Source organism: Gluconobacter albidus (assembly GCF_002723915.1).
In the GTDB taxonomy this organism is placed as follows: domain Bacteria; phylum Pseudomonadota; class Alphaproteobacteria; order Acetobacterales; family Acetobacteraceae; genus Gluconobacter; species Gluconobacter albidus.
The window spans coordinates 311,505-336,355 of sequence record NZ_BEWL01000001.1; the positions used below are offsets into that span (position 1 = coordinate 311,505).

At 62.3% G+C, this 24,851-nt stretch carries 24 protein-coding genes; 6 read left to right on the forward strand and 18 right to left on the reverse strand.

Annotation, left to right across the window (positions count from 1 at the left end):
* Nucleotides 1-69: 69 nt before the first annotated feature.
* The 4 genes from GAL01_RS01485 to alkB are packed head-to-tail and all read right to left on the reverse strand — an operon-like array spanning nucleotide 70 to nucleotide 3,834.
* Entirely contained in the window at nucleotides 70-534 is a 465-nt protein-coding gene (locus tag GAL01_RS01485; RefSeq protein ID WP_062033659.1) for a hypothetical protein, read from the reverse strand.
* The gene (locus tag GAL01_RS01490) at nucleotides 531-1,745 is read right to left on the reverse strand and encodes a beta/alpha barrel domain-containing protein (protein WP_062033662.1); all 1,215 of its coding nucleotides are present in this window, start codon (nucleotides 1,743-1,745) and stop codon (nucleotides 531-533) included. The genes GAL01_RS01485 and GAL01_RS01490 overlap by 4 nt, the downstream gene beginning before the upstream one ends.
* Nucleotides 1,745-3,133: a class II 3-deoxy-7-phosphoheptulonate synthase gene (locus tag GAL01_RS01495; protein WP_062033665.1), complete on the reverse strand. Its 1,389-nt coding sequence runs from the start codon at nucleotides 3,131-3,133 to the stop codon at nucleotides 1,745-1,747. Before GAL01_RS01495 ends, GAL01_RS01490 begins: the two co-directional genes overlap by 1 nt.
* Nucleotides 3,134-3,180: 47 nt before the next feature.
* A complete protein-coding gene (alkB, locus tag GAL01_RS01500; protein ID WP_062033668.1) occupies nucleotides 3,181-3,834 on the reverse strand; it encodes a DNA oxidative demethylase AlkB in 654 nt (217 codons plus the stop codon).
* Nucleotides 3,835-4,064: 230 nt separating this feature from the next.
* On the opposite strand from alkB, the gene GAL01_RS01505 reads away from it, so the two are divergent.
* On the forward strand, nucleotides 4,065-4,478 hold the full coding sequence (locus GAL01_RS01505; protein ID WP_174694416.1) for a hypothetical protein: 414 nt from the start codon (nucleotides 4,065-4,067) through the stop codon (nucleotides 4,476-4,478).
* 66 nt (nucleotides 4,479-4,544) lie between these two features.
* Complete coding sequence (locus GAL01_RS01510) at nucleotides 4,545-5,369, forward strand: alpha/beta fold hydrolase (RefSeq protein WP_062033674.1); 825 nt, start codon at nucleotides 4,545-4,547, stop codon at nucleotides 5,367-5,369.
* Between the two features lie 6 nt (nucleotides 5,370-5,375).
* On the opposite strand, the gene GAL01_RS01515 is transcribed toward GAL01_RS01510, so the two are convergent.
* The 3 genes from GAL01_RS01515 to GAL01_RS01525 form a co-directional block, all read right to left on the reverse strand.
* On the reverse strand, nucleotides 5,376-7,415 hold the full coding sequence (locus GAL01_RS01515; protein ID WP_062033676.1) for an FUSC family protein: 2,040 nt from the start codon (nucleotides 7,413-7,415) through the stop codon (nucleotides 5,376-5,378).
* Between the two features lie 80 nt (nucleotides 7,416-7,495).
* Entirely contained in the window at nucleotides 7,496-8,890 is a 1,395-nt protein-coding gene (gene gorA, locus GAL01_RS01520) for a glutathione-disulfide reductase (protein ID WP_062033677.1), read from the reverse strand.
* Nucleotides 8,891-8,918: 28 nt separating this feature from the next.
* Nucleotides 8,919-9,806, reverse strand: coding sequence for a ferredoxin--NADP reductase (locus GAL01_RS01525; protein ID WP_062033678.1), 888 nt, complete (start codon nucleotides 9,804-9,806; stop codon nucleotides 8,919-8,921).
* Nucleotides 9,807-9,941: 135 nt separating this feature from the next.
* Here GAL01_RS01525 and GAL01_RS01530 point away from each other — a divergent pair, with 135 nt between their 5' ends.
* Complete coding sequence (locus GAL01_RS01530) at nucleotides 9,942-12,461, forward strand: helicase-related protein (protein ID WP_062033904.1); 2,520 nt, start codon at nucleotides 9,942-9,944, stop codon at nucleotides 12,459-12,461.
* 38 nt (nucleotides 12,462-12,499) lie between these two features.
* On the opposite strand, the gene GAL01_RS01535 is transcribed toward GAL01_RS01530, so the two are convergent.
* The 10 genes from GAL01_RS01535 to GAL01_RS01580 all read right to left on the reverse strand — a co-directional run bounded on the left by GAL01_RS01535 (nucleotide 12,500) and on the right by GAL01_RS01580 (nucleotide 22,362).
* Nucleotides 12,500-13,111, reverse strand: a complete 612-nt coding sequence (locus tag GAL01_RS01535; RefSeq protein ID WP_174694417.1) for a helix-turn-helix domain-containing protein — start codon at nucleotides 13,109-13,111, stop codon at nucleotides 12,500-12,502.
* A 255-nt stretch (nucleotides 13,112-13,366) separates the two neighbouring features.
* A complete protein-coding gene (locus GAL01_RS01540) occupies nucleotides 13,367-14,134 on the reverse strand; it encodes an META domain-containing protein (protein ID WP_062033679.1) in 768 nt (255 codons plus the stop codon).
* Nucleotides 14,135-14,146: 12 nt separating this feature from the next.
* Nucleotides 14,147-15,409 (reverse strand): serine--tRNA ligase, encoded by a 1,263-nt coding sequence (serS, locus tag GAL01_RS01545; RefSeq protein WP_062033681.1) that lies wholly within the window; start codon nucleotides 15,407-15,409, stop codon nucleotides 14,147-14,149.
* Between the two features lie 24 nt (nucleotides 15,410-15,433).
* Nucleotides 15,434-16,219 carry a twin-arginine translocase subunit TatC gene (gene tatC, locus GAL01_RS01550; protein WP_062033683.1) on the reverse strand — a complete coding sequence of 262 codons (786 nt, stop codon included), beginning with the start codon at nucleotides 16,217-16,219 and terminating at the stop codon, nucleotides 15,434-15,436.
* On the reverse strand, nucleotides 16,216-16,827 hold the full coding sequence (gene tatB / locus GAL01_RS01555) for a Sec-independent protein translocase protein TatB (RefSeq protein ID WP_062033685.1): 612 nt from the start codon (nucleotides 16,825-16,827) through the stop codon (nucleotides 16,216-16,218). Before tatB ends, tatC begins: the two co-directional genes overlap by 4 nt.
* A gap of 9 nt (nucleotides 16,828-16,836) precedes the next feature.
* Nucleotides 16,837-17,436 carry an SMC-Scp complex subunit ScpB gene (gene scpB / locus GAL01_RS01560; RefSeq protein ID WP_099253061.1) on the reverse strand — a complete coding sequence of 200 codons (600 nt, stop codon included), beginning with the start codon at nucleotides 17,434-17,436 and terminating at the stop codon, nucleotides 16,837-16,839.
* Nucleotides 17,433-18,191: a segregation and condensation protein A gene (locus GAL01_RS01565; protein WP_062033691.1), complete on the reverse strand. Its 759-nt coding sequence runs from the start codon at nucleotides 18,189-18,191 to the stop codon at nucleotides 17,433-17,435. Before GAL01_RS01565 ends, scpB begins: the two co-directional genes overlap by 4 nt.
* A gap of 10 nt (nucleotides 18,192-18,201) precedes the next feature.
* Nucleotides 18,202-19,338 carry an SPOR domain-containing protein gene (locus tag GAL01_RS01570; protein ID WP_062033695.1) on the reverse strand — a complete coding sequence of 379 codons (1,137 nt, stop codon included), beginning with the start codon at nucleotides 19,336-19,338 and terminating at the stop codon, nucleotides 18,202-18,204.
* Nucleotides 19,335-21,143 (reverse strand): arginine--tRNA ligase, encoded by a 1,809-nt coding sequence (argS, locus tag GAL01_RS01575; RefSeq protein ID WP_062033706.1) that lies wholly within the window; start codon nucleotides 21,141-21,143, stop codon nucleotides 19,335-19,337. The genes GAL01_RS01570 and argS overlap by 4 nt, the downstream gene beginning before the upstream one ends.
* Nucleotides 21,144-21,186: 43 nt before the next feature.
* Nucleotides 21,187-22,362 carry a deoxyguanosinetriphosphate triphosphohydrolase gene (locus GAL01_RS01580; RefSeq protein ID WP_062033709.1) on the reverse strand — a complete coding sequence of 392 codons (1,176 nt, stop codon included), beginning with the start codon at nucleotides 22,360-22,362 and terminating at the stop codon, nucleotides 21,187-21,189.
* Between the two features lie 200 nt (nucleotides 22,363-22,562).
* On the opposite strand from GAL01_RS01580, the gene GAL01_RS01585 reads away from it, so the two are divergent.
* Together GAL01_RS01585 and xth are read left to right on the forward strand one after the other, a co-directional pair.
* Nucleotides 22,563-22,907 carry a HesB/IscA family protein gene (locus GAL01_RS01585; protein WP_062033909.1) on the forward strand — a complete coding sequence of 115 codons (345 nt, stop codon included), beginning with the start codon at nucleotides 22,563-22,565 and terminating at the stop codon, nucleotides 22,905-22,907.
* 4 nt (nucleotides 22,908-22,911) lie between these two features.
* On the forward strand, nucleotides 22,912-23,688 hold the full coding sequence (xth, locus tag GAL01_RS01590) for an exodeoxyribonuclease III (RefSeq protein ID WP_062033712.1): 777 nt from the start codon (nucleotides 22,912-22,914) through the stop codon (nucleotides 23,686-23,688).
* Nucleotides 23,689-23,730: 42 nt separating this feature from the next.
* Here the strand turns inward: xth and GAL01_RS01595 are convergent, their stop codons facing one another.
* Nucleotides 23,731-24,003, reverse strand: a complete 273-nt coding sequence (locus GAL01_RS01595) for a YXWGXW repeat-containing protein (RefSeq protein WP_062033715.1) — start codon at nucleotides 24,001-24,003, stop codon at nucleotides 23,731-23,733.
* 340 nt (nucleotides 24,004-24,343) lie between these two features.
* On the opposite strand from GAL01_RS01595, the gene GAL01_RS15915 reads away from it, so the two are divergent.
* On the forward strand, nucleotides 24,344-24,808 hold the full coding sequence (locus GAL01_RS15915) for a hypothetical protein (protein WP_099253031.1): 465 nt from the start codon (nucleotides 24,344-24,346) through the stop codon (nucleotides 24,806-24,808).
* Nucleotides 24,809-24,851: the final 43 nt, after the last annotated feature.

The window sequence follows — 24,851 nt, forward strand, 5'->3', positions numbered from 1 at the left end:
TTGCCAGAGCGGGTTTTCAGGAAGGCTGCGCAAAGGATGGGGAGCCTCCCCATCCTTTGCAGCGGATATTCAGTGACGGATCACTTCGTGACGGTTTTCGTCATCTTCGTCATCATCCTCATCCGGCGGACCATTGATTTCCTCGTCGTCAACCAGGCGACGCGGATCAATGGCGCGCCAGTCACGCTCCATCGGCGTGGCGCGGCTGGCCGCGAAGTCTTCGAGCTCGGTGGAGGACTTCCAGCCATCTTCGCCGGCATCCACGACTTCGGCGTTTTCACCGAACGCCAGCCAGTTCTCGATGACTTCCTTGCTGCTCGCACCCGGCGTCCGGCAGCGCTCGATGCTGTCGCGAACATAGGCGCGGGCATAGGCGTTGGCGTGCATCAGGTCGATGAAGTCCTTGACCACCTCGACCGTATCATCCTCGCCTTCCGTCGCGCCTGACAGGTCGATGATGCGCACGTTCCACGTCCCCGCCTCAGTGCCGTTTTCGGGGGCGCCTTCGACAGGGTCAATCGTATCGTCGGTCATGAAATGTCCTTGGATGTCTCGTGGCTGTCACGGACCTTCTGGAGCAGGAACTCGCGTCCGAGCTTGACGCGGGGCTGCCCGTCATAGGCCACGATATCAGCCGTTGCATAGGTTTCGGACCAGCGGTCGGGAATGAAGGACCCGCTGCCGATCACGTCGATCGGGGCATGAGCGTCCCGCATCGTCGAACATTTGGCGACGTTGAAGCCGGAAGACGCAACGATTCTGACATGATGGAAGCCTGCATGATCCAGAGCCTCCCTCATGCGCCAGATCGCCGCCGCCGACACGCCCGTCCCCACCAGATCGCGCAGTTCCTGATCGGAACGGTAGCGGCGGATGGTGCCCGGCGTGTGACGCTCAAGCACTCCATATGAGGTCTGGGGGTCCAGTCCTTCAAGGAAGCGACCGCCATGTGTGTCGAGACGGACACTCAGATGGCCCTTCGCAGCACGCTCCGGGAAGCGGCGGCAGACGGCGAGCGCATCCGTGATTTCCTGTCCGAAGTAATCCACCAGAACCGTCAGCGGATCGTTCGGATACACCTCGTCATACATCTCCGCCGCACGCAGCGTGGAGCCTGCATAGCCGATCAGGGCATGGGGCATCGTGCCCAGCCCTGCCTCGAGACCGAAAAAACCGGCCGTGGCGTCATTGGCGTTGCCGATGAAGCCGCGTGCGCCTTCCTTTCGGGCCGCGCGGGAGCCGACACCCGCTGCATAGGCCATCTGTTCCTGCATCTCAAAGCCCGCGCAGTGACGGGCGTCCATGGCAAGGAACGGGATGGAGGGGAGTGCCATGGCCATCTGATAGGCATTATGTGCGGCCACGCAGGTCGAGCCGATCCGCTGGAGCACCAGCGTTTCCAACGGCGCCAGACGGCTGAAACTGCCGCTCAGGTAGAGCAGCGGTTCACCCGCGCCGACCCACTCGCCTTCGGCGTACATTTCCCGGCATTCAAGGTCGAAGCCCTGCGCTTCCGCCACGTTCTTCAGCCACTGCGTGACCAGACCGCAGGCCGCAATCACCGGACGGCGGATGAACACCGCATAGGTGACGCGGGAATCCCCGAAATGCTCCACGATGTGCCGCGTTCGCCCGAAATAGGCGTCCGTCCGCGCTTCGATGGTTTTCTCGTCCAGCGGGCCGAGAGTGCCAAGCGCGCGCCGGAGCGCGGCCTGTGGAGTCTTCTGGGGATCGGAAGCGGTCATTATTTCTTTCCTGCTCGTCCCGTCAATTCCTGAGCAAGAAGGAAGGCCATTTCAAGGGACTGCTCCGCATTAAGGCGCGGATCACAGAATGTTTCATAGCGACCAGCCAGATCGTCTTCGGTAAGGCACTGTGCGCCGCCGATGCATTCCGTGACATCCTGACCCGTCATTTCAAGATGGATGCCACCCGGACGACGGCCTGCAGCCTCGAAGACGTCGAAGAAGCCGAGCACTTCGCCAAGGATGTTGTCGAAAGAGCGCGTCTTGATCTTGCTGGACGTGGTCGTGGTGTTACCATGCATCGGATCGCACAGCCAGGTCACGGTGCGGCCCGTGCGGTTCACGGCATCGAGCAGCGGCGGCAGATGCTCGCGCACCTTGTCTTTGCCCATGCGCGAGATCAGCGTGATGCGACCGGCCTCGTCATTCGGGTTCAGGATTTCGAGCAGCTTCTCGAGATCCGCAACCGTCGTGGTCGGGCCCACCTTGATACCAATCGGGTTCTGCACACCGCGCAGGAACTCGACATGCGCACCGTCCGGCTGGCGCGTGCGGTCACCGATCCACAGGAAATGTGCCGAGCAGTCATAGTAATCGCCGCTCGTGCTGTCCACGCGGGTCAGGGCCTGTTCATACGGCAGCAACAGGGCTTCGTGAGACGTGTAGAACTCCGTCTCGTCGATCTGCGAAGCCGAGCCGTCGAACCCGCAGGCACGCAGGAAGGACAGCGTCTCGTCAATGCGATGGGCCAGATCCTGATAGCGCGCGGCGAGCGGCGAGCGCTCCACGAAGCCCAGATTCCAGCTATGGACCTGATGCAGGTTCGCGTAACCACCATGCGCGAAAGCACGGAGCAGGTTCATCACGCCGGCGGACTGGAAATATCCGGTTTCCATACGGCGCGGATCGGGAATACGGGCTTCGGGCGTGAATTCCGGACCGTTGATGATGTCACCGCGATAGCACGGCAGCGTCACGCCATTGATCGTCTCGGTATTGGACGAGCGGGGCTTGGCGTACTGTCCGGCCATGCGCCCGATCTTCACGACCGGAACCTTGGCGGCGAATGTCAGCACGACCGCCATCTGGAGCAGGACGCGGAATGTGTCGCGCACGATGTCGGCAGTGAACTCGTCGAAGCTCTCAGCACAGGCGCCGCCCTGCAGGACGAAGGCCTCCCCGCGCGACGCCGCGGCCAGACGCGTCTTGAGACGGCGGGCTTCCCCCGCAAAGACCAGCGGTGGATATCGATGCAGACGAGCTTCGACAGCAGCAAGCGCCGCTTCATCCGCATAGGATGGAGCCTGGACGATGGGGCGGGAACGCCAGCTTGCAGGAGACCAGGACATCGTGTTGGTGGACGTCGGGGTCTGGCTCGAGGGGTGCATCAAATGCCCTCCGGAAGGATGTGAATGCAGGAGTTGCGGGGGGCTGGTTATGGCCGAAAAAGCGCGGCGTTGATAGCGCGAAACGTCAGATTGTATCGCATGGCACCTGTCTGCGGATGGAATGTTTCGCGAATGCGGGAGACCCCGTGCCATGCAAAGCGCGATGCCCCACCCCAGACCACGACATCCCCATCCAGAAGTTCGATGATACGCTTCGGATCGCTCCGGCTCGTGCCGCCAAACGAAAAGCGTGCCGGGATCCCAAGGGAAACCGACACAACCGGCGCTTCCGGCCGCCCCTCATCGCGATCCTGATGGAGCCCCATACCCGCTCCCGGCATATAGCGGTTAATGAGACAGGACTCCGGTTCGAAGCCATCATACCCCGCTTCCGATGCGGCCCGGATTGCAAGATGACGAAGTGCGTCCGGCATTGGTGGCCAGGGCTCGCCGGTTTCGGGATCGGTCCGGGTATAGTGGTATCCGGAGGGATCGGCCGTCCAGCCGCAGGCTCCGCAGGAGGTCATGGCGGCGGACATCGCCCCCATGCGCGTGTGGAAATGCCGGAAGGGCGCGATGGCGCTCACATCCGCAATGGCCTGATGGAGCGCGGGGGCATCGGGCAAGGCAAAACCGGGCAGCCATACCGCACCTTCCGCCAGAACGGTCCGGGGACGCAGAGAGGCGAAAAGATCCTCCATCCGGTTATTCCTCAGACGCTTTCAAACGGCGATAAAACATCTCGAATATCGGCATGACTTTCATATGGGAGCCTTCTGCGGCCTCTGTCAGGGGAAAAGAACTCTTGAACCCGGCTCAAAGCAGGCCGATTATAGTGTCATATGCCGTCTTGCCGGGAAGGTCGGAACATGACGTTCTCTCTCGTCCGGAAGGCAGTCTTGTTGTTATGATCGGCCAAGGACTGGATCACATGTTGTCCTCTTCCCGTTTCTTCTGCCATGCCCTGCTGGCAACTGCCCTGGTGGCCGGGGCGGCACAAGCCCAGACCGCGACATTCGGTCAGCCTTATGCCTCCGGCACGACCCTTCCCGTGCAGCCGGATCAGGGCCAGACGGATGCCAAGCAGCAGGCCACAACCGGCGGCGAGCATTTCCGTGCGCGCGGCCATCGCAAGCCGCCTCCGGGCTATTCCGATACGCCGTCCAACGATTTCGAGCATGGTCCGGATCCGGATCACGAGGCCGGGGTGGAACGTGATTCCGTAACGGGCGCAAACCTGTCCAAGTTCGGATCGTCCTATCAGGGCAGCAACAACACGCAGTCTGGCCAGCTCGGCGACGCCACCGGCAACGGCTACGTCGCACCGCGCGGAAACGGCTGGTAAGACACGCAACCAAAACCCCGGCAGCAAGTTCTGATCCCCGTATGAACTCCTTCGAGGATCAGAACCATGCCGTATATCACCGCCACTGATGGAACCAGCCTTCACGTCAAGGATATGGGCGCAGGCAAGCCCGTTGTCCTGATCCATGGATGGCCCTTAACCGGGGACATGTGGGAAAAGCAGACGCTGGCACTGGTGGAAGCGGGTTATCGGGTCATCACCTATGACCGTCGCGGCTTTGGCCAGTCCGGCCATCCGATCGACTGCTACGACTACGATACCTTCGCCGACGATCTGGCTGTCATTCTCGAACAGCTCGATTTGTGGGATGCGACGCTTGTCGGCTTCTCCATGGGGGGCGGTGAAGTCGCCCGCTATCTGAGCCGCCACGGCCGCTCGCGCATTTCCAAGACCGTTCTGCTGTCGTCCGTCGTGCCGTTCCTGCTCAAGACGTCCGACAATCCCAAGGGCGTGGACATCTCCGTGTTCGACGGCATCAAACAGAAAATCCGTCAGGACCGTTTCGGCTTCCTGAAAGACTTCATTCCCGAATTCTACGGCGTCAGCATGCTCCATCACCCTGTCAGTCAGGGCGTGCTGGACTGGTCCTTCCTGCTGGCCAGCATGGCCAGTCCGATGGCCACGCTGGACTGTGTGGATGCGTGGGGCACGACCGATTTCCGTTCGGACCTGCAGGCCTTCACCGTCCCGACACTGGTGATCCACGGCACGGCCGATTCTGCCGTTCCGGCTGGCATCTCCGGCGAGAAAGCCGCGGCCGCCATTCCGGGCTCGACCTGGATTTCCTATGAAGGCGCCCCGCACGGACTTTTCATGACCCATGCCGAGCGCGTGAACGAAGATCTGCTCCGCTTCCTCGCCACGCCCTGAGACGCGTCAGAACGCCCCTTTGAGAAACGCCCTGCTGACCGGCATTTCAGTGCGCACGATCAGCAGGGAACCAATGGCCAGAACCAGATCGTGGCGGATCGACGGATCCTGCGACTGGCGTTCCAGTGCATAAAGTTCATCCAGCGTCGGGTCGATGGTCGCTGTTGTATGCGTCAGAGGCAGCTTGCGGCGGGACAGGTTGCGGACCAGCCCGTCCACCGCCGCCACTGCCGTGTCCGGCAGGCTTCCATGCTGTGCCAGCTTGCGCAGCATCAGTACGTTTCGCCCGACCGTCAGCACCGAGAGCGTTCCGCGCAGCATGGCCTCCGCCCGGTCACTGGACAGGGAGCCCGCAAAGCGCACGGCGCGCTCCATGCTCTGCGTGCCTTCGTTGATCCAGACATATTCGTCCATCACGACACCCGGCAAAGCCAGCCGTCGCAGGCTACGCTTGAGCTGATAGCGCAGAACCTCGCCCGCACGGGCGGGCGTAAACGGCAGGATAGCACGGAAGATCACCACACCCGCCCCGAGGCCCAGCAGCAGGGCAATGGTGGTGTTGAACCAGCCAAGCTCGTTGATGCGTCCCTGATTGTCCATCCCCAGCAGGAACGGAAAGAATGTCCCATAGGACGCCGCCATGACCGCCGTGGACGGATTGCGGGCGGCCAGCCCGCCGATCATCATGAAGAACCCGACCACGAGGCAGAAGAACGGATAATTCGCCGTAACCGGCATAACGATAAAGACCGGGATGATGCTTCCCAGAGCCGCGAAAACCGCACCGTAGAAAAATGCGGAACTCAGCAGAACGGTGTTTTCAAAGGTTGCGAAACGCGCGCAGACCACGGCGATGAAGGTCAGGAACACACTGCCCTGCGGCCAGGCCGTGACTTCCCAGACATAGGCCCCGAACAGCAGCGCGACCGTTGTGCGGATACCGTTTCGCATGGATGCGCGCCAGTCCGGATTGCGGGTCAGGCGATGCCGCTCCGAGACCGGGGCTCCATCCACGCTGGCCCGATAGGACCGCAGGGTCTCGCACAGGTCGGACAGCATGACTTCCACGCCTGTGAGAATGATTCCTTCGTTCAGGGAGTCCTCGTCGTCGCGGGGCAGAACCGTCTGCATGCGCCCCCGGCACTCCGCCAGAAGGGCTTCGGCCTGCATCAGGGCGCCGATGCCGCGACGATCCGTCACCAGACGCTCTGGCAAGCCGTCCAGAGCATTGGCCATGCTTTCCATGAAGGGGCGCAGGGCTTCGGGCTGATGCGTCACGGACGTCATGCGGGTGCGCAGACCCAGTCCACGCGACAGGACGCGCGCAACCAGCCCGAGCGTGACATAGGCGTGCTCGACCTCGTTGCCTTCGCTGCGGATCTCGATGCGGCTGAACTCGATCTGATCGCTGGAGGCCTGCAGAGAGCCCAGCAGTGCGGACAGATCATCCGTCGCGCCCGTTTTCTGGCGCAGCACGGCCGTCAGCGCCGGGACGGCGCGGGTGAGAATGGCCTGAAGACGGTTACGCAGCTCTTCACGCGCACGACCAGCAACGTTGGGCAGCGCGATCATGCCCATCGCCGTCTCGCAGATTACGCCGAGGAAAATATAGGTTCCCCGCGCCATCGCGATGTTGAAGACGTGATCCGGCTCTTTCACCGCGCCCAGCGCGATAATGGTGCAGGTATAGCCCGCAAGCACGAGCGCATAACCGCGGAAGTTGTGTGTCAGCGTGGCAAGGCCCGCGCACAGCCCGACCCAGATGGCGAGAGCCGGCAGGAACAGCCATGGAGACTGCGGGAACGCTGCCATGAGCACGATGGCCATCACCATCCCGATGACGGTGCCGACCAGACGCCAGCGTCCTTTGGAAATACTCTCGCCGCGTGAATTCTGGGCGACGATCCAGACGGTCATGGCGGCCCATTGCGGCTCACCAAGTTCCATCCACAGCGCAATCGCCAGAGCCAGAAGCGAGGCGACCGTGGTGCGGAGGGCGAACATGACGGACGTGATGGACGGGGCAAACAGCCAGCCAAACTTCATGCCCGGTCTTGCCCTTCAGAAATTCTGTGACGGCCCGACTGCCGGGCCTCCGTGAGACCAGTACGCGCCGTCATGATGTGTCAGCCTGCTTTTCGGGGAACGTGGCGCGTGAGGCTTCGCATGGTCACGAATTCCTCCGCACTGGTCGGATGCAGGCCGATCGTGCGATCGAAATCCCGCTTCGTCAGCTTTGCCGTGATCGCGATGGCAAGGCCCTGAATGATTTCCGGGGAATCCGGGCCGACCATATGGGCGCCAAGCACGATCTGGCTCTTTGCGTCCACGACCAGCTTCATCAGGGCCTTGCCCTTACGGCCCGACAGCGTCTGGCGCATCGGGGTGAAACTGGACGTGTAGATGTCCACGTCATGCGTCTGCACGGCGTCTTCTTCCGTCAGACCAACCGTGGCGAGCGGCTGGGAGAAAAACACGGCCTTGGGCGTCGTGGCGAAGGACCATTCGCGGCCCGGCTCACCAAACAGGCGCTCGGCCAGAATGTGACCTTCGGCAATGGCGGTGGGCGTAAGGTTGTAGGTATCCGTCACGTCCCCGATAGCATAGATGCCGGGCACGTTCGTCGTCGCATCGTCAGGCTTGGCCGGAATACGACCATCCCATGTGGCCACGCCCGCATTGTCAAGCTTCAGCGGAGCCAGATTGGGATGACGGCCCGTCGCCATGAACACGCAGTCCGTCTCAATGACGTCCCCACCATCAAGATGCAGACGGAAAGCCTCGCCGACCTTCTCGATCCGCTCCGGGGAGCGACCGGGATGCGCCTTGATGCCGTTCAGCGGCAGCAGTTCGGAGAGATGGGCGCGCAGTTCGTTGTCAAAGCCGCGCAAAGGATGTTGCTGGCGGAAGACCAGATCCACCTTCGAGCCGAGCCCGGCAAAAATGCCTGCAAATTCAAGGCCAATATAGCCGCTGCCGATCACGGCGACGCGCTCGGGGCGGTCCGCCAGATGGAAGGCATCGTCCGAGACGATCGCATGTTCCGCGCCGGGGATGTTCAGACGCGTGGGCGTGGAACCCGTGGCGATGACGATGTTCTTCGCACGGACCTGCTGGACGGACGCATCCGGTGCGAGTTCAGACGGGCCGATTTCGACCGTATGGGCGTCCACGAAACGCGCATCGCCCGTGAACAGCGTGACCCCGGCCTTTTCCAGCATCGAGACATAGATGCGGTTCAGGCGCTCGATCTCGCGGTCCTTGGCGCTGATCAGCGTGGACCAGTCATGCGGGACCGGCGCGACGTCCCATCCATAGGACGGGGCATCGGCGATCTCGCGGCCATAATCGGCCGCATAAACCATCAGTTTCTTGGGCACGCAGCCCAGATTGACGCAGGTTCCGCCCCAGTGACGGCGCTCCGCAATCGCGACGCGCGCTCCGTTCTGGGCGGCGATACGCGCGCAGCGCACACCGCCCGATCCGGCACCAATAACGAACAGATCAAAATCCTGCATCATTCCGGCCTTTCGTACCCTGTTTGAGACCTCAGCGCTCGGCGAAGGCCTTCTCGACGACATACGAACCCTGCGTGCTCATATTGCCTTCCTCAAAACCCATACGCTCCAGCAGAGCTTCGGTGTCAGCCAGCATTTCCGGCGAGCCACAGATCATGACGCGGTCATGCTCGGGATCGAGCTTGTCGATGCCCAGATCCTCGAAGATCTTGCCCGTTTCGATCAGCTTGGTGATGCGATCGGTCACGGCATAGTCTTCGCGGGTCACAGCCGGGTAGTAACGCAGCTTATCCTTCACGTACTCGCCAAGGAATTCGTGCTCCGGCAGTTCGTGGCGGATGTGGTTCTCATAGGCTAGCTCGCCCGAAATGCGGACGGTGTGGCTGAGGATCACATTCTCATAGCGCTCATAGGCCTCGGGATCCTTGATGAGGCTCATGAACGGTGCCAGACCCGTGCCTGTGGACAGGAAATACAGGTTGCGGCCCGGCTTGAGGTTGTCGAGCAGCAGCGTGCCAACCGGCTTGCGGCCGATCAGAACTGTATCGCCGACCTTCACATGGCGCAGACGCGAGGTCAGCGGACCATCGGGAACCGCAATGGAGAGGAACTCCATGTGGTCTTCGTAGTTCGCGGACGCGATCGAATAGGCGCGCAGGAGCGGCTTACCCTCGACTTCAATGCCAATCATCGCAAACTGGCCGTTCTCGAAACGCAGGCCCGGATCACGCGTCGTGGTGAAGCTGAACAGGCGGTCCGTCCAGTGGTGGACCGTCAGCACCTTGGCCGGATACAGATGCGCGTATTCCTTGCTCGGTTCGGCAAGACGATACTGCTTCGGATGACCTTCGAACGGCACCAAGCCGGTGATGGGCTCGTCGATCTCGGGAGTAGGGGCGGCAAAAGTCGGGGTAGACATGTCTGGTTCTGTCTCCGGTGCGGAACGGATAACAGGTCTCGGACCTGATAAGGGTCGGGTCTTTTAGCCCAATCGTCACCGCTCGGGAAACCCATGTGCGTTGAAGCGCATGCCGGAATGACGCACAAGACTCTTATGACAGACGACTCCATGCCGGACGCCCCTCTTTCCGACACACTCTCTCCGGCCGAACGCGCCCTTGCGCGGGCCGAGGCTGACTTCGGAAGCCCGCTCGAAATTACATCGCGCGAACGCCCTGCCCTGCTGCGTCAGGTTGCGCGCCGGCTTGAAGGCCCGGAGGCAAGCCTGTCCCATGATGGGCTGATCGAGGCGCTATGCGTTGTGCGCCGCAAGACCTGGGCATCCCAGCTCATGAATCTGTGCCGCAGGGCCGGTGAAGTCTGGGTGAGTAAAGCCGACACGCAGGACGCGGCGGCCCGCACCCATGACCCGCGCGCCGACATGCCTGCCCTGCGCCGGACACTGGACGATGTCCTGATGACGCGCTGGCAGGAGATGGGCGATTCTCCGCGCGCCGTTCTGGAGGATGTGCGTGCCGATCTCGCCGACACCGGACTGATCCTGTCGAGCGGCCAGCTTGAAAAGCTCTCACAGAGCATTGCTAGCGCCTTCGGCAGCGTCGATCTGGGCTTTGAGGACGATCTGCGCATTGCGGAAGAACGCCGCGCTCGCGAACAGGCCGACATTCAGGCCCGTGCCGAAGAACGCCGTGCCCGTGAGCTTGAACGCCTGCGGCAGTGGGAAGAGGGACTCGTCAGCTTCGATGATCTGCCCGGCGTTCTGCACTGCTCCCGCCGCGAGGCGCTGCGCTGGGTTGCGGAAAACCGGATTCCCGTTGCGCGCCGCGAAACGCGACCGGACGGAATCGAGCTGTTCTTTTTCGATCCCATAGAACTCAAACGGCTTCGGACATTCCTGCCACAGTGGCGCAGCGAAACGAAAGACCGGCCGGAAGTTCTGGATCTGGGCAACAAGGCGGGCAATGCGGCCATTGCCCGTGTCGCGGCTCTGGACCGGTTCGCGGCCCATTTCCGCACGGCACGCGCGCTGAAACGGCGTATCACCCTGGTAACGGGTCCGACGAACTCCGGAAAATCCTACACAGCGCTCAATGCTCTGGCGAATGCCGAGAGCGGCCTGGCGCTCGCGCCCCTGCGCCTGCTCGCCCATGAATTCCGCGAGTCCTTGCTCTCACGCGGCGTTCCGGCATCCCTCTCCACGGGCGAGGAGCGGATCGAAATGCCCGGCGCGCGCCATCTGGCGGCAACGGTCGAGATGTGCCCGTTCCACAATCCGGTGGATGTCGCGATTATCGACGAAGCGCAGATGCTCGCCGATCCGGACCGTGGGGCCGCCTGGACGGCTGCCATCATGGGTGTTCCGGCACGGCATGTCTTCATCCTTGGCGCGCCGGACTGTATCCCGCTGGTCAAGCGCATCGCCGAGCTTTGCGATGATCCGGTGGATGAGATCCATCTCGAACGCAAAAGCCCGCTCAAAGCGGGTGAGACCTTGCATCTCGATGAACTGAAGCCCAGCGATGCAGTCATCGCCTTTTCGCGCCGCGAAGTTCTGGATCTGCGCGCCGAACTCATGGCGCGCGGGCGTCGCGTAGCTGTAGTCTACGGCGCTCTGAGCCCGGAAGTCCGTCGTGCCGAAGCCGCCCGGTTCAACAATGGCGAGGCCGATATCCTGATCGCGACGGATGCCATCGGTATGGGGCTGAACCTCTCGATCCGGCGGGTCGTGTTCAGTGCACTACGCAAATTCGACGGACGCCAGACGCGCGATCTGGTCTCGCAGGAAGTCAAACAGATCGGCGGTCGCGCCGGACGCTATGGCAAGCATGAAAACGGACTTGTCTGCGTGCTGGCCGGAGCGGGCAGCCCGACCTTCGTCAAAAAGATGCTGAGTGCGCCACCTGAAGTCGTCACGGAACTCCGCCCGCTGGTTCAGCCGGATTCGGATATCGTCCGGGCCGTTGCCGAAGAAATTGCCAGCGACAGTCTCTACGGCGTTCTGACACGCATCAAACACGCCGTTCTGCGTGCGGATGACCCGAACTACCGCCTTGCCGACATGGAACAGGCGCTGGAAATCGCAGCCGCTCTGGAAGGCGTGGAAAACCTCGATCTTTCGACACGTTGGACCTATGCCATGTGCCCGATCGACGAGCGGGACAACGGGATCCAGCGCCTTGTCCAGTGGGCGGCGGATCATGCGGCCGGGCGACCGGTACCGCCGCCGGGCACGGGGCGTCTGCCGCATCCGGAGCAGGCGGGACGCGAAGAACTGGAGCGGGCCGAGAAACGTCACAAGCGGCTGGTGGCCTGGCGCTGGCTCGCACTGCGCTTCCCGGACGCCTATCCGGCGCGTCAGGACGCGGAAATCAACACATCCATTCTCAATGACTGGATCGAACAGGTTCTGCGGACCCAGAGCCGGATGCGCGAAAGCCAGAAACAGCAGCGTATCGGGGGGCGTCCTGGGCGCGGCGGCGAGAGATCCGGCGGCAGACCGGGAGACAGAAGCTCCTTTTCCGGGCCGAAAAAGCCGGGAGGCCATCCGGGCGGGCGGAGTTTTCCTGCGAAAGGCGGCAAGCGTTCGGGGAGCACGCGCAAACGACCTTCGTAATTCGCGCACTGGCCTGACGGATGTCAGGCCGGTTTTAATCAGGCGGACTTAGGCGAACGACCCGTTTTTGCGTTCTGGATTTCGCTTTCACTATGACGCACGCGTCGTTCGATCCATTTCTGGGCCTGCAACTTAATGAGCGGATCGAGCTGCCGGTAGAGGGCAAGCATCGTGTCTTCATCAGGCGTCAGGGTGGCCTGAATCGCCTTGTAAGCCATGCCCGTCAGAAGGACTTCGGGCTCCACTCCCAGAACCTCGGCTAGACCGCCCAGATGTTTTCCCACATGGCCTGAGTGCCCCGTTTCCCAGAAAGCCACGGCCGAACGCGAAATTCCGACCTTTTCGGCCAGCTGATTCTGGCTCAGGCCGGCCATTTCCCGCAGAAGCCGAATACGACGCCCAAGCTCAAGTCCGGGGGAAAGCTGCGCCTGTGGAATGGCATTTTTGGTCAATACGGCCTCCGTTTCTCTGATCCATGCCTTGTATGCCGCTTCGGAAGTCTGTGTTGGAACAAGCGATTTCCCTTCAGTTCTGAAACAGACACGTCCTGCCGCAAGCGTTACGATTTCCCGGACCTCGCGCACTGACCAATCAGATGCGGAATAAGACGTCCATTTCTGCCCAAGCCCGAGCTGAAGTGTCGTTTTCATGTCTAAGCCTCCGAACTGACGGCCACGGCGCGTTCTGTTCTGCGCCTGTCGTGCAACAGAAATTTCCCGCCCGTCAGGGTTCCCGCGCCGTCGCGCAAAAGCCTCTGTCTGCTCGATCCATTTTGGAAGATAGCGGTAGCTGGATCAGATTAGTCCTCTTTCGCTTTTCAGGAAAAGAGGGATCATACCCCCCTGCCCTTTTAAAAATTCACAAGACGAAAGGTTTCCTGAAAGACCCCGTCTTTTTGAGTCTGCTTACGGTGCATCCTGCGGAACGAGCACCATCGTGTCAGACGTCTTGCTCCCGTGCAGGACAAGGTGATTCTCTCCTTCCCGCGACCAAGACGTCACGGTCGGCAGAAATGCGCCGATCTGCCGTTCCTGTTCCATCAGCGGCGACAGACACGCCTTGCGCGTCATGGCCAGTGGCTGAAAGCGGAGTGTCCGGGCCTCAAGACTGAAGTGGCCCATTAGGCGGTTGCAGCCATCCGTTCCGTAAACCGTCCCGTCCTGCTGAAGGGTCAGGCCCGGTGCTTCAGGCATATTGGGGAAATTCAGGGCACCGACACTCTGGATTCGCCACGTTCCGTAAGGCGCCCGAACGGTCGTTTCCGCGACACGCCGCAGCAGAAGCTGCGGGTGATCGAGTGGTACGCCCCCATCCGGCGTGGCGAAAAGCCGCCGTCCCTCGACCGTGATTTCCGCATTCAGCACATAATGCCCCCCCGGCGGCAGCGCGGGATAGGTCAGCGTATAGGGAATGGGAACGCCATGATGGATCTCGTCGCGCTGCTCGGCCATGACGAGGGGGGCGCCATGCGTGGCGCCCGTATCCTCGATCCAGACACTCAGAACCGCGCCCGGCGGCAGGGCCATGCGCTCACGATACAGCGCCTGACCGTGCAGCGTGTGCATGGCATTCGCCCGATCCACCGTCGGACTGGCGGCATAAACAGGCAAACTGGACAGGACAGAACCTGCGGCCAACAAGGTCAGGACGAAGCGGCGGAGCGTGATCATCATGCGCAGGGTTCCTCAACCGATGCGGTTCAGCCCACCCATATAGGGACGCAGAACCTCGGGAATATCAATGCTGCCGTCTTCGTTCTGATAGGTCTCCATGACCGCGATCATCGTCCGGCCGACAGCAAGACCGGACCCGTTGAGCGTGTTGACGAAGGCCGGTCCATTTTCCGCACGATAGCGCGCATTCATCCGGCGCGCCTGAAAATCGCGCGTGTTGGAGCATGAGGAAATCTCGCGCCATGCCTTCTGGCCCGGCAGCCAGGCCTCCAGATCGAACGTCTTGGCCGCGCCAAACCCCGTATCGCCCGCGCAGAGCAGCATCCGACGAAACGTGATGCCGAGACGCTCCAGAACCGTCTCAGCAGCCTGCGTCATGCGCTCATGCTCGGCCTCGCTGTCTTCCGGCCGCACGACCGAGACCAGTTCGCATTTCGTGAACTGGTGCTGGCGCAGCATGCCACGCACGTCACGCCCGGCGGAGCCAGCTTCGGAGCGGAAGCACTGCGAGAGTGCGGTCATGCGGATCGGCAGGGCATCGGCGGGCAGGATATCGCCCATGACAGAGGCCGTCAGCGGCACTTCGGCGGTCGGGATCAGCCAGCGGCCGTCTTCAGTCCGGAACGAGTCCTCGGCGAATTTGGGCAGCTTGTCCGTGCCATACATCGCGTCGTCATTGACCAGAAGCGGCACGCTGGTTTCGCTGTAGCCGAACTCGGTCGTATGGGTGTCGAGCATGAACTGGCCAAGGGCGCGTTCCAGACGCGCCAGCGCACCGCGCAGAACCACAAAACGCGTGCCCGACAGTTTGGCCGCGGTCGGGAAGTCCATCTGGCCCAGCGCTTCGCCAAGCTCAAAATGCTGTTTCGGCTCGAAAGCCAGCTCGCGCTTTTCGCCTCGGACATGGACGACGACGTTGTCGTCTTCGCTCCTGCCGTCCGGGACGGAGGCGTCAAGACGGTTTGGCAGGGCTTTCAGCACATCGTCGATCCGGGTCTGGATCGTGTTGGCACGCTCTTCAAGCCCGGCGATCTGATCCCGCAGGGCTACGGCCTTTGCTTCAATCTCAGCAGTGTCGAGCTTCTGCCGCTTGAGCAGGCCAATTTCCTTGGCGATCGTCTTGCGGGCGGCCTGTGCGTCCTGAAGCGCGACCAGAGCAGCGCGGCGCTCTTCGTCTTCGCTGACGAGTTGCTGTCCCACGGGTGACAGGCCCCGACGTGCGAGAGCAGCGTCAAAAGCGGCCGGGTCGGCGCGCAGGGCTTTCAGGTCATGCATGGTTCAGGGCTCCGGCAGGTGTCATCAGTCTTCGTCGGCGGCCATCGGTTTCGGTTCCACGAACCGGGCCGTCAGGATGGATACCTCGTACAGTGCGACGAGGGGAATGGCGAGGCTCAGCATCGTAATCGCATCCGGCGGCGCAATGACGGCCGCAACCGCAAAGGACGCGACGACGGCATAGCGACGGAAACGCTTGAGTTGCGCCACGCTCAGCAGGCCGACACGGACCAGCAGCGTCAGAATGACGGGCAGTTCGAAACAGACCCCGAACGCCAGGATCATTTTCGTCACCAGCGTCAGATATTCCGAGACTTTCGCCTGAAGTTCGATCTGCATGCCGCCATCAGTGTTCTGCGGCGTCTGGAAAGAGAGGAAGAACTGCCACGCGTAAGGAAACACGACATAATAGGCGAGTGCCGCGCCGATCAGGAACATGATGGGCGTGGCGATCAGGAACGGCGCAAAGGCGCGTTTTTCGCTGCGATACAGTCCGGGCGCGATGAAAATCCAGGCCTGGATGGCGATCATGGGAAAAGACAGGCAGGTCGCGCCGAAAACGGCCACGCGGATATAGGTGAAGAAAGCCTCATACAGCGCGGTGTAGATCAGGTGCGGCTGTTCGCCGTTCTTGCGCATGATGTTGCCGAGCGGGGCCGCCAGAAAGCGGTAGATCTCGCCCGAAAAATGGTAGCAGATGGCAAACGCGATCACGAAGGTCACGATCGACCAGATCAGGCGTTTGCGCAGTTCCACGAGATGCTCAAGGAGCGGCATCGGCGTGTCGTTGATGCTGTCGGTGTCGGTCATTCGCCGTCCTTTCCGCTCGCGATGGGGATGCGCCGGCCAGCATGGATGGCCCGGACGGGCGGCAGGATGTCGGGGGCACGCCAGCGGGAACGTTCATGCTGAAGCCGCCGGGCCGTGCTGGGCGGCAGAATGGACGGAGCGCCCGCGACATCTTCGTTGACGTCCGGCTCCTCCTGCGCGGGCAGGTCCACGGCCGGCTCGAACTGAGGACGGGCATTGTAGGGCACCGTTTCCAGATCGGTCAGGGACGACGCAGGCGGTGGCGGAAGCGGCGGTGCGGCCGGAACCCTGGGCAGTGCAGCGGCCGAAGCCTTCGTGGAGGCATCCAGATCCAGACTGCGCCGGATGGAATTGTCACCGTCGATGGCTTTCGTGACGCGGTCGCGCAGGTTGAAGCTCTTCAGATCACGGAACTGGTCCCGCGCCTCGGACAGATCGGCCTCACGGACCATCTCGTCCACATGGGACTGGAACTCCGAGGCCATGCGCCGCATCGCCTTCAGCCCGTTGGACAGGGTGCGGATGGCAACCGGCAGGTCCTTCGGGCGGATGAAGACCATCGCCACCATCACGAACAGCGCGATTTCCGAGAAACTGAAGTCAAACATGCGACATTCCTAGCCTGTCTGCTCCGTTCCGCCTACGGTAGAACCGTTCGGCGCATCGTCTTCCACTTCTGTGGAGGCCCGATCCAGCAGGAAATCTTCCCTGCGCGGCAGAGCGGCAAGATCCGGGAGGGCGAAACTTTCCAGAAAATGGGCCGTGGTGCCCCACAGGACAGGGCGACCGGGCACCTCCTTGCGCCCTTTCGGAGCGATCAAACTGTCTTCCAGCAGGGCGTCAAGAATGGCCTGCCCGAGCGAAACACCTCGAATGGCTTCGATTTCCGCACGGGTACAAGGCTGGTGATAGGCCACGATCGCCAGCGTTTCCATGGCCCCCCGGCTCAGGCGACGCGGCTTTTCCACGATTTTCGTCAGAGCCGAGGCATATTCGGGGCGGGTGCGGAACTGCCACCCCCCCGCGACCAGCACCATTTCGATGGCATGATCGACATAGAGTGTACGGACGGCCTCAATCGCCTCCTCCGTTGCGACGGCAACGGACTGGGCTCTGAGAAGTTCTGCGATTGCAGACGGTTTGACGGGTTCGGGACTGGCGAAAACCAGTGCCTCCACCAGGCGGCAGGCCCGGTCGAGCATTCCGGAGTCGCTCATGATACGGCGCGCCATTCGATGATACCGAAAGCCTCGGGCTGCCGCAGTTCCAGCGCCCCGCCTTTCGCCATCTCCAGCCCCGCGAGGAGCGTCCCTGCCAGTGCTGCGTTGCGTCCGTAAGGCCCTTCTTCGCCATCCAGTTCGTTCGGGTCCGGGAGGAGGGAGGTCAGAGTGTGCCAGCCGACCACACTATCCGTTCCAAGGAGGCGTTTGAGACGGGACAGCGCGTCCTGCACGCTCCAGTAGCGGCGGGCACGCGGCGCATAGACTGTCCGGCGCCCTGTTCTGCGCCGGGCAGACAGATAGGCGGTGATGAGCGCAGGCATGTCCACGCGCAGGCCGGAGCGGTCGATTTCAGTATGGTCCTCGCCCTCCCCGCGCCGGAACACGTCCAGAGCAAGCCGGGGCTGTTCGGCCAGCCACCGGGCGGCGGCACGCATCCGTTCGAGTTCGATCAGGCGTTCCTGAAGCAGCTCGATGGCGTCTTCGGCGTCCGGGTCTTCGTTTTCGGCGGGGAGCAGCAGTTTGGATTTCAGCCAGGCAAGCCAGGCCGCCATGACGAGCCAGTCCGCCGCCAGTTCCAGCCGCAGGCTACGCGCTTCCGCACGGGCCTTGTCCACGACGGCCAGATACTGCTCCACCAGTTGCAGGATGGAGATTTTCGCCAGATCCACCTTCTGCCTGCGGGCCAGATCGAGGAGCAGATCGAGCGGCCCCTCAAACCCGTCAAGCGTCAGATGCAGTGTCTCGCTCAAACGCCAGCGCTCAGAACTGGGCTGGCGTACAGGCGACGGACTGTGCGTGCAGCTTCACACAGTAAGCCCGCGCAGCCTTCAGATCCGCAAATCCGCCGATCCGCAGACGCACGAATGTATGATCCCCACGCGTGGTCTTTTCAAACAACGGGGTATGCCCGGCGAGCAGGGCCGGAGCCTGATGGCGCAGACTGTCCCATTCCTTGCGGGCCGCGGCTTCACTGTCGAGCGCACCGAGCTGCACTTCATGCGAACCACCGGCCGTCTCGGCTTTCTCCGCAGCCGGAGCGGCGGCTTTGGGCGATGCGACAGCATCGGGATTGGGCACAGGCGCGGGCAGCGGCTTCTCCACCGGTCGCGCCGCATGATGGACGGGCGCCTCTTCCTTCTTGGAGGCTTCCTTGACAGGCGCAGCCTTTGGAGGCTCGGCCGGGGCAGCAGCCTGATCCTGCGGCTTTTCCGGAACTGTGGCAGGCAGCGCGGTCCCTGGAGACATCTGCCCCGTATCCGCAGGCGCAGCCCCTTCGGGCGGGATCGCAGGCGTCTGGGCTGTCGAAGCCTTGTCCGGAGTGGCGGCTCCCTGTGCCGGGGCATCCGCTTTCGGTGCGTCTGTTGCAGATGTTCCCGGTGCCGGTGTGCCGGGAGGGACGCCGTACTGACGGGCCAGCGCCTTCGTATCGGGTTGCTCGGGGCCGGGCGCGAGATGCGCCTCGCCGTTGCCGGTCATGTCGGTTTCTCCGTCATCACCGCTCATGATCTGCATTCCGCCCGGATCGGCGGGACGGTCCTTCACGGGGCCCGGCGGCGGACCGATGATGGGGATGCCACCATGGTGGCCGCCCATGAGCGACCAGCCGCCGACCGCCAGCATCAGCACCACGCCGATGCCAACCGCACCGCCGACCAGCTTGCGCGTGGCAGGATCACTACCCAGAACCGATGTCAGACGCCCGGCTCCGGAGGCTCCCCCGGCAGCAGCCGGACGGCGGCGCGGCGAGGGCTCGTCGTCATAATCGTTGCTCAGCCGCTCGCGGTCGAAACGCGCCTGCGGGCGTGGTCCGGAAGCCGGACCCGCAGGCTGTTTCGGGGCGCGGGCGTAATCGCCGGGATCGGGGCGGTTGCGATCCTGATCGTTTTCCGGGCTCATCGCATTTCCTCTACCGGCACGACGCCGAGAATGGTGAGGGCACAGCGCAGCGTTCCCGCAATGGCCGAAACCAGCGCCAACTTGGCGAGGCTGGTTGCGCGGTCGTTCTCGTGCAGGAAGCGCAGGGTGGTATCTTCGCGGCCCCGGTTCCACAGGGCATGGAAGTCGGAGGCCAGATCAATGCAATAGGTCGCGATGCGGTGCGGCTCACGGGCCGTAGCCGCGGCTTCGACACTGCGCGGGAAAGCCGCCAGACGACGCAGGACGGCCAGTTCGACGTCCGAAGACAGGTTGGTCAGGTCAGCGCTGCACAGGGCTTCCGGCGTCACGGCATCCGCGCCAAACATCGTCTCGGCCGAACGCAGGACCGAGCGGCAGCGGGCGTGGGCGTACTGGACGTAGAACACCGGGTTGTCGCGCGTCTGGGCGACAACGGCGTCCAGGTCGAATTCCATCTGCGCGTCGGCCTTACGGGTCAGCATCGTGAAGCGCACGGCGTCACGGCCCACTTCGTCGAGCAGATCGCGCAGGGTCACGAACGTGCCAGCGCGCTTGGACATCTTCACCGGCTCGCCGTTCTTCACGACGCGCACGATCTGGCACATCACGACCTCAAAGCCGGTCTTGCCATCCGTCAGGGCCGAAATCGCCGCGCGCATACGGGAAACGTACCCGCCGTGATCGGCGCCGAGGACGTCGATCAGGACGTCGGCATTCTCCGCCTTCTGGGCGTGGTAGCCGATATCGTTGGCGAAATAGGTGTTGGTGCCGTCGGACTTGCGGAGTGCGCGGTCCTGATCATCGCCGAATTCGGTGGAGCGGAACAGCGTTTGCGGACGGGCTTCCCAGTCTTCCGGCATCTTGCCCTTGGGCGGCTCCAGCACGCCTTCATAGAGCAGACCCTTGCTGTCGAGCTTGGCGATCGCGGCATCGACGCGTCCGCTGGCCAGCGTTTCGGCTTCGCTGGCGAAGACTTCGTGCGAAATGCCCAGCGCTTCCAGATCCTCGCGGATGGCTGCCATCATCTGCGTCAGGGCTTCACGGCGCACCGTCTCGAACCAGACGGACGGATCGGCGGGACCACCTTCGGCATTGGCGAGCGCGCGACCATGCGTCTTAACAATGCTCTCGGCAACAGGGATCAGGTACTCGCCCTGATATTGCAGGCCATTCGGGGTCAGCGGGCTGAAATCGTCTGCGGAAATCTCCGTGCCGATGGCCTGAAGATAGCGCCAGTATGTGGCCCAGGTCAGAGCGACGACCTGCGTTCCGGCGTCGTTAATGTAATATTCGCGCGTCACCGGGCTGCCTGCGGCTTCGAGCAGGTTTGCCAGCGCGTCACCGACCACCGCGCCGCGACAGTGACCGACATGCATCGGGCCGGTCGGGTTGGCGGAGACGTATTCCACGTTCACGCGCGTCCCCTGCCCCATTGTGGAGCGGCCATAACGCTCGCCAGCTTTGAGAACCGAGACGGCCACGCCCTGCAGGACTTCGGGCCTGAGCGTCAGGTTCACGAAGCCCGGCCCTGCCGCTTCGGCCTTCGCGATCTCCGGAAGTGCGGAGAGCTTCGCGACCAGTTCGGCGGCAATATCGGCGGGTTTGCGGCGTGCGGGCTTGGCGGCCAGCATGGCGGCGTTTGTCGCCATATCACCGTGGGACGGATCACGGGTAGGGGTCAGATCGACGCGCTGCACCACCTCTTCCGGCAGGCCGGGGACGACCGATCGCAGAGCATCGCACACCTGAACCCGGGTGCGGGCAAAGAGACAGTCAGTCGTAAGGGTCGTGGTGTCAGCGGCCATTTCAGCTCGATTCCTGTAACGCGTCTTCAAATCAGAGGCTCTATCAGCCCAGCACGGAGAGGTCCGTCAACCGTCGATGTTCTTCCATGGCGAAACGATCGGTCATTCCGGCAATATAATCGGCCACCAGACGCCTGCGCTGTACGTCATCGGCGGCTTTCGCCCGGCCCCGCAGCGGATCGGGCAGAAGGCCGGGATCTTCGGACAGGATGTCGAAAATTTCGCGCACGGCGATCTTGGCCTTCCGCGCCATGCGGTTGACGCGCCAGTGGCGGTACATGTTGGCATAGAGAAACTTGCGGATGGTCTTGTTGGCCTCACGCATTTCCGGGCTGAACGCCACCACGGGATAGCCGGCATTACGGATGTCGTCGGCCGATTGCGGATTGAGCGCTTCGAGGTTCCGGCGCGTCTGGTCCGTCAGGTCGGTGGCGAGCTGGTTGATGACGACGCGGATGGTTTCATGACGCACGCGCTGGGCCTGATCAGACGCCTCACGCCCGATCTGACGCTCCATCTCGCGGGACCGGCGCAGGGCGTCTCCGACCAGCGGCAGGTCTTCAATATCCTCAAAAGACAGCAGCCCGGCGCGCAGACCGTCATCGAGATCGTGGCCGTGATAGGCGATATCGTCCGACATGGCGGCTACCTGCGCTTCCGCCGAAGCATGGCTTTGCAGGTCCAGATGATGTTTTGCGTCGTATTCCGCGAAATAGGGCGTCGGGCGTTTGACCGGGCCGTTATGTTTGGCGAGGCCCTCCAGCGCTTCCCATGTCAGGTTCAGGCCATCAAAGGCGTGGTAGCGGGCTTCGAGCGCAGTCACGAGCCGCAGGGATTGGGTGTTGTGATCGAAGCCACCCCAGTCCTTCATCGCAAGTGCGAGGGCGTCTTCCCCGGCATGGCCGAACGGCGTGTGACCGAGATCGTGAGCAAGCGCCACGGTTTCGGTCAGATCCTCATTAAGGTCCAGATTGCGGGCGATGGAGCGGGCGATCTGCGCGACTTCGAGCGAATGTGTCAGGCGTGTGCGGAAAAAATCGCCTTCGTGATTGATGAAGACCTGTGTCTTGTATTGCAGGGTCCGGAACCCCGCAGAATGCAGTACGCGGTCACGGTCCCGCTGCCAGGGCGAGCGGACCGGGCTTTCCACTTCGGGGTAGAGTCGGCCCCTGAAATCCGTAGGGGAGCCGGAATCCTGTACCGCGTAGATCGCTACCATCAAGACATGTCCTGCGTGAGCCGTCGGGCCGAGAGAGCGCCGTTTCGGGCGGCCCACGGGACCATTCTACGCCAGCATTGTGCCCGCGCAAGCATGCCTCCTCTACCCACCCCTTTGCTCTGGGGGACGCTCTGGCCATATAATCAGGACCGCAGTTGTCTTTTCAGAGTGTCTTTACCAGAGTCCGGGAAACAGAACCCATGTCCGACACCGTGCCTTTCAGCGTTTCCGCCAGTGCGGCCGCCCGCATCAAGGAGATCATCGCAGCCCAGCCCGAACCTGAGGGGCTTGCGCTGCGCGTTGCGGTTCTGGCCGGAGGATGCAACGGATTTCAGTACCAGTTCAAACTGGAACGCGATCAGGCAGCGGATGATGTCATCATCGAGCGGGACGGCGCGCGCGTGTTCGTGGATACGACCAGCCTCGACCTGCTGGAAAACGCGGAGCTGGAATTCGTGGACAAGCTGATGGGGGCGCATTTTACGGTGACGAACCCCAATGCGGCCTCGTCCTGTGGCTGCGGCACCAGCTTCTCGCTGGCCTGATCCAATGAGCACGACGCCGTTCACCTTCGCGAGCTGGAACATCAACTCCATACGCGCCCGCGTCCATCACGTTCAGGACTGGCTGGAGCGCCATCCGGACTGTGACCTGCTGTGCCTTCAGGAAATCAAATGCGAAGACAGCCAGTTTCCGGCCGTGTTCGCAGAAGCCGGGCTACATGTCGCAACCTCGGGACAGAAAGCCTATAACGGCGTCGCCCTGATCGGACGCCGGCCTTTCACGGTGACGCACCATACGCTTCCGGGCTTCGATCATCCGTCTGCCCGTTATATCGAGGCGGAACTCGACGGCATCACGATCGGCAATCTGTATCTGCCCAACGGCAATTCCGGCGGCGAAGACGGTTACGCGACCAAGCTGGCGTTTTTTGACGCTTTAGCGGAACGCGCGCGTGTTCTGCTCGATGCGGAAAAGCCGTTTGCGTTCATCGGCGATTTCAATGTCTGCCCGACAGACGAGGACCTGGCGCCCGGCGCGCTCTCACCGGATGACGCACTGGTGCGACCCGAGACGCGCGCGGCGTTCCGCAGGTTAAAATGGATGGGGCTAACGGATGCCCTGCGCGCCCTTCACCCTGCGGGCCGACATTATACGTTCTGGGATTATCAGGCGGCCGCGTTCCAGCGAAATTCGGGCCTGCGGATCGACCATGCGCTCCTGTCACCCCGCCTGACGGAGCGTCTGACAGCCTTCGTGATCGACCGGAACGAGCGGACGAAGGAAAAGGCCTCCGATCACGTTCCGGTTCTCGTTACGGTTTGAAGGCGTAAGGGGAACAGTCCACCCTGCCCCCCTTACGTCCCCTCATGCGTGTCGCAGACTGGGTTTTCGACTCAGATGGCCCGGCTGCCACTGATACCCGTTGCCACTCCAGCGCCAGTAGCCCGGCACCCAGTGCAGGTCTCCGCGATGGGGGGGAATGGTCTCCGGAAGCGTATGCGGCGGCGGCGGGGGCTGCCGATATGGGCCACTATAGGGCACGAACTGGGCATGGGCTGTTCCCGACATCGGCGCAATCGCCATCGTACCTGCAAACAGGGCGGAAACAGCCAAGATCCCTGACAGATGTTTCAGCATCAATGCTCTCCTTCTCATGACGCCTTGTCACGGAAAGATGATGCCGGGAATGTGTTGTCGCAGCTGAGGCGCATCTGTGGCGGAATCCGGGCAAACCATGATTTTGTGTTTCATGCATGATGCCTTTCCCTACGCCTGTAACGGAAAGATACACAAGTTGATATGTGTCTTTTAAGATACAAATTTAGAATTGAATTTATTTCCAGTCTTTGAATTTGAATATCTTATATTGACTGTATCATTTTTGACGCACAACGTAGTGTGCGCCTACATCTTGCACATCCGGTTCGCACGCCATTACCGCAGACCCTCATTTCGTTTTTTCGTTGGGGGTTTCATCATGTACACAGACTGGCGGCTTGCGGCCTGTATTCTCGGCAGCGTCTGGGCCTTCCCGCTTCGCGCCCAGGTCCCCGCCTATTTCATGCCCGCACATCATACCGCCCGCACACGGATGCCCCGTCCGGATGCCCTGCGGGATCCTGCGCTGCTGGACAGCATGACAGGTCGATCCGGGTCAGGCGGATTAAGTTTTGACCAGACAGGAACGTCCCCCGTGGTGCGACGGGAGTGGATGAAGCTGGATCTGTCGAATCTCTCAAAAATTGGCCCTCTGGACGTCGAACGGGCAGCACAATCGCCGCTGATGGAAGAAAAAGGCGTGACGACGACTTTTGCCTATCCGCTGAAATCACTTCCGGGCGTGGACCTGACGGCGAGCTTCTTCGGAGGACACCGCGATACCATCCAGGGTGCCGCAGGCGGCAGTGCAGCTGTGACCGCGGGCATCCGGGTCCACTGGTAGTTCCGCGGCCCACACCTGGAAATAACGAAGCAGAACAGGCAGC

Bases quoted from the DNA above. Each gene is read 5' to 3' on its own strand.
- GAL01_RS01485 (WP_062033659.1), bottom strand. From the start codon at position 534: ATGACCGACGATACGATTGACCCTGTCGAAGGCGCCCCCGAAAACGGC.
- GAL01_RS01490 (WP_062033662.1), bottom strand. From the start codon at position 1,745: ATGACCGCTTCCGATCCCCAGAAGACTCCACAGGCCGCGCTCCGGCGC.
- GAL01_RS01495 (WP_062033665.1), bottom strand. From the start codon at position 3,133: ATGCACCCCTCGAGCCAGACCCCGACGTCCACCAACACGATGTCCTGG.
- alkB (WP_062033668.1), bottom strand. From the start codon at position 3,834: ATGGAGGATCTTTTCGCCTCTCTGCGTCCCCGGACCGTTCTGGCGGAA.
- GAL01_RS01505 (WP_174694416.1), top strand. From the start codon at position 4,065: ATGTTGTCCTCTTCCCGTTTCTTCTGCCATGCCCTGCTGGCAACTGCC.
- GAL01_RS01510 (WP_062033674.1), top strand. From the start codon at position 4,545: ATGCCGTATATCACCGCCACTGATGGAACCAGCCTTCACGTCAAGGAT.
- GAL01_RS01515 (WP_062033676.1), bottom strand. From the start codon at position 7,415: ATGAAGTTTGGCTGGCTGTTTGCCCCGTCCATCACGTCCGTCATGTTC.
- gorA (WP_062033677.1), bottom strand. From the start codon at position 8,890: ATGATGCAGGATTTTGATCTGTTCGTTATTGGTGCCGGATCGGGCGGT.
- GAL01_RS01525 (WP_062033678.1), bottom strand. From the start codon at position 9,806: ATGTCTACCCCGACTTTTGCCGCCCCTACTCCCGAGATCGACGAGCCC.
- GAL01_RS01530 (WP_062033904.1), top strand. From the start codon at position 9,942: ATGACAGACGACTCCATGCCGGACGCCCCTCTTTCCGACACACTCTCT.
- GAL01_RS01535 (WP_174694417.1), bottom strand. From the start codon at position 13,111: ATGAAAACGACACTTCAGCTCGGGCTTGGGCAGAAATGGACGTCTTAT.
- GAL01_RS01540 (WP_062033679.1), bottom strand. From the start codon at position 14,134: ATGATGATCACGCTCCGCCGCTTCGTCCTGACCTTGTTGGCCGCAGGT.
- serS (WP_062033681.1), bottom strand. From the start codon at position 15,409: ATGCATGACCTGAAAGCCCTGCGCGCCGACCCGGCCGCTTTTGACGCT.
- tatC (WP_062033683.1), bottom strand. From the start codon at position 16,219: ATGACCGACACCGACAGCATCAACGACACGCCGATGCCGCTCCTTGAG.
- tatB (WP_062033685.1), bottom strand. From the start codon at position 16,827: ATGTTTGACTTCAGTTTCTCGGAAATCGCGCTGTTCGTGATGGTGGCG.
- scpB (WP_099253061.1), bottom strand. From the start codon at position 17,436: ATGAGCGACTCCGGAATGCTCGACCGGGCCTGCCGCCTGGTGGAGGCA.
- GAL01_RS01570 (WP_062033695.1), bottom strand. From the start codon at position 19,338: ATGAGCCCGGAAAACGATCAGGATCGCAACCGCCCCGATCCCGGCGAT.
- argS (WP_062033706.1), bottom strand. From the start codon at position 21,143: ATGGCCGCTGACACCACGACCCTTACGACTGACTGTCTCTTTGCCCGC.
- GAL01_RS01580 (WP_062033709.1), bottom strand. From the start codon at position 22,362: ATGGTAGCGATCTACGCGGTACAGGATTCCGGCTCCCCTACGGATTTC.
- GAL01_RS01585 (WP_062033909.1), top strand. From the start codon at position 22,563: ATGTCCGACACCGTGCCTTTCAGCGTTTCCGCCAGTGCGGCCGCCCGC.
- xth (WP_062033712.1), top strand. From the start codon at position 22,912: ATGAGCACGACGCCGTTCACCTTCGCGAGCTGGAACATCAACTCCATA.
- GAL01_RS01595 (WP_062033715.1), bottom strand. From the start codon at position 24,003: ATGCTGAAACATCTGTCAGGGATCTTGGCTGTTTCCGCCCTGTTTGCA.
- GAL01_RS15915 (WP_099253031.1), top strand. From the start codon at position 24,344: ATGTACACAGACTGGCGGCTTGCGGCCTGTATTCTCGGCAGCGTCTGG.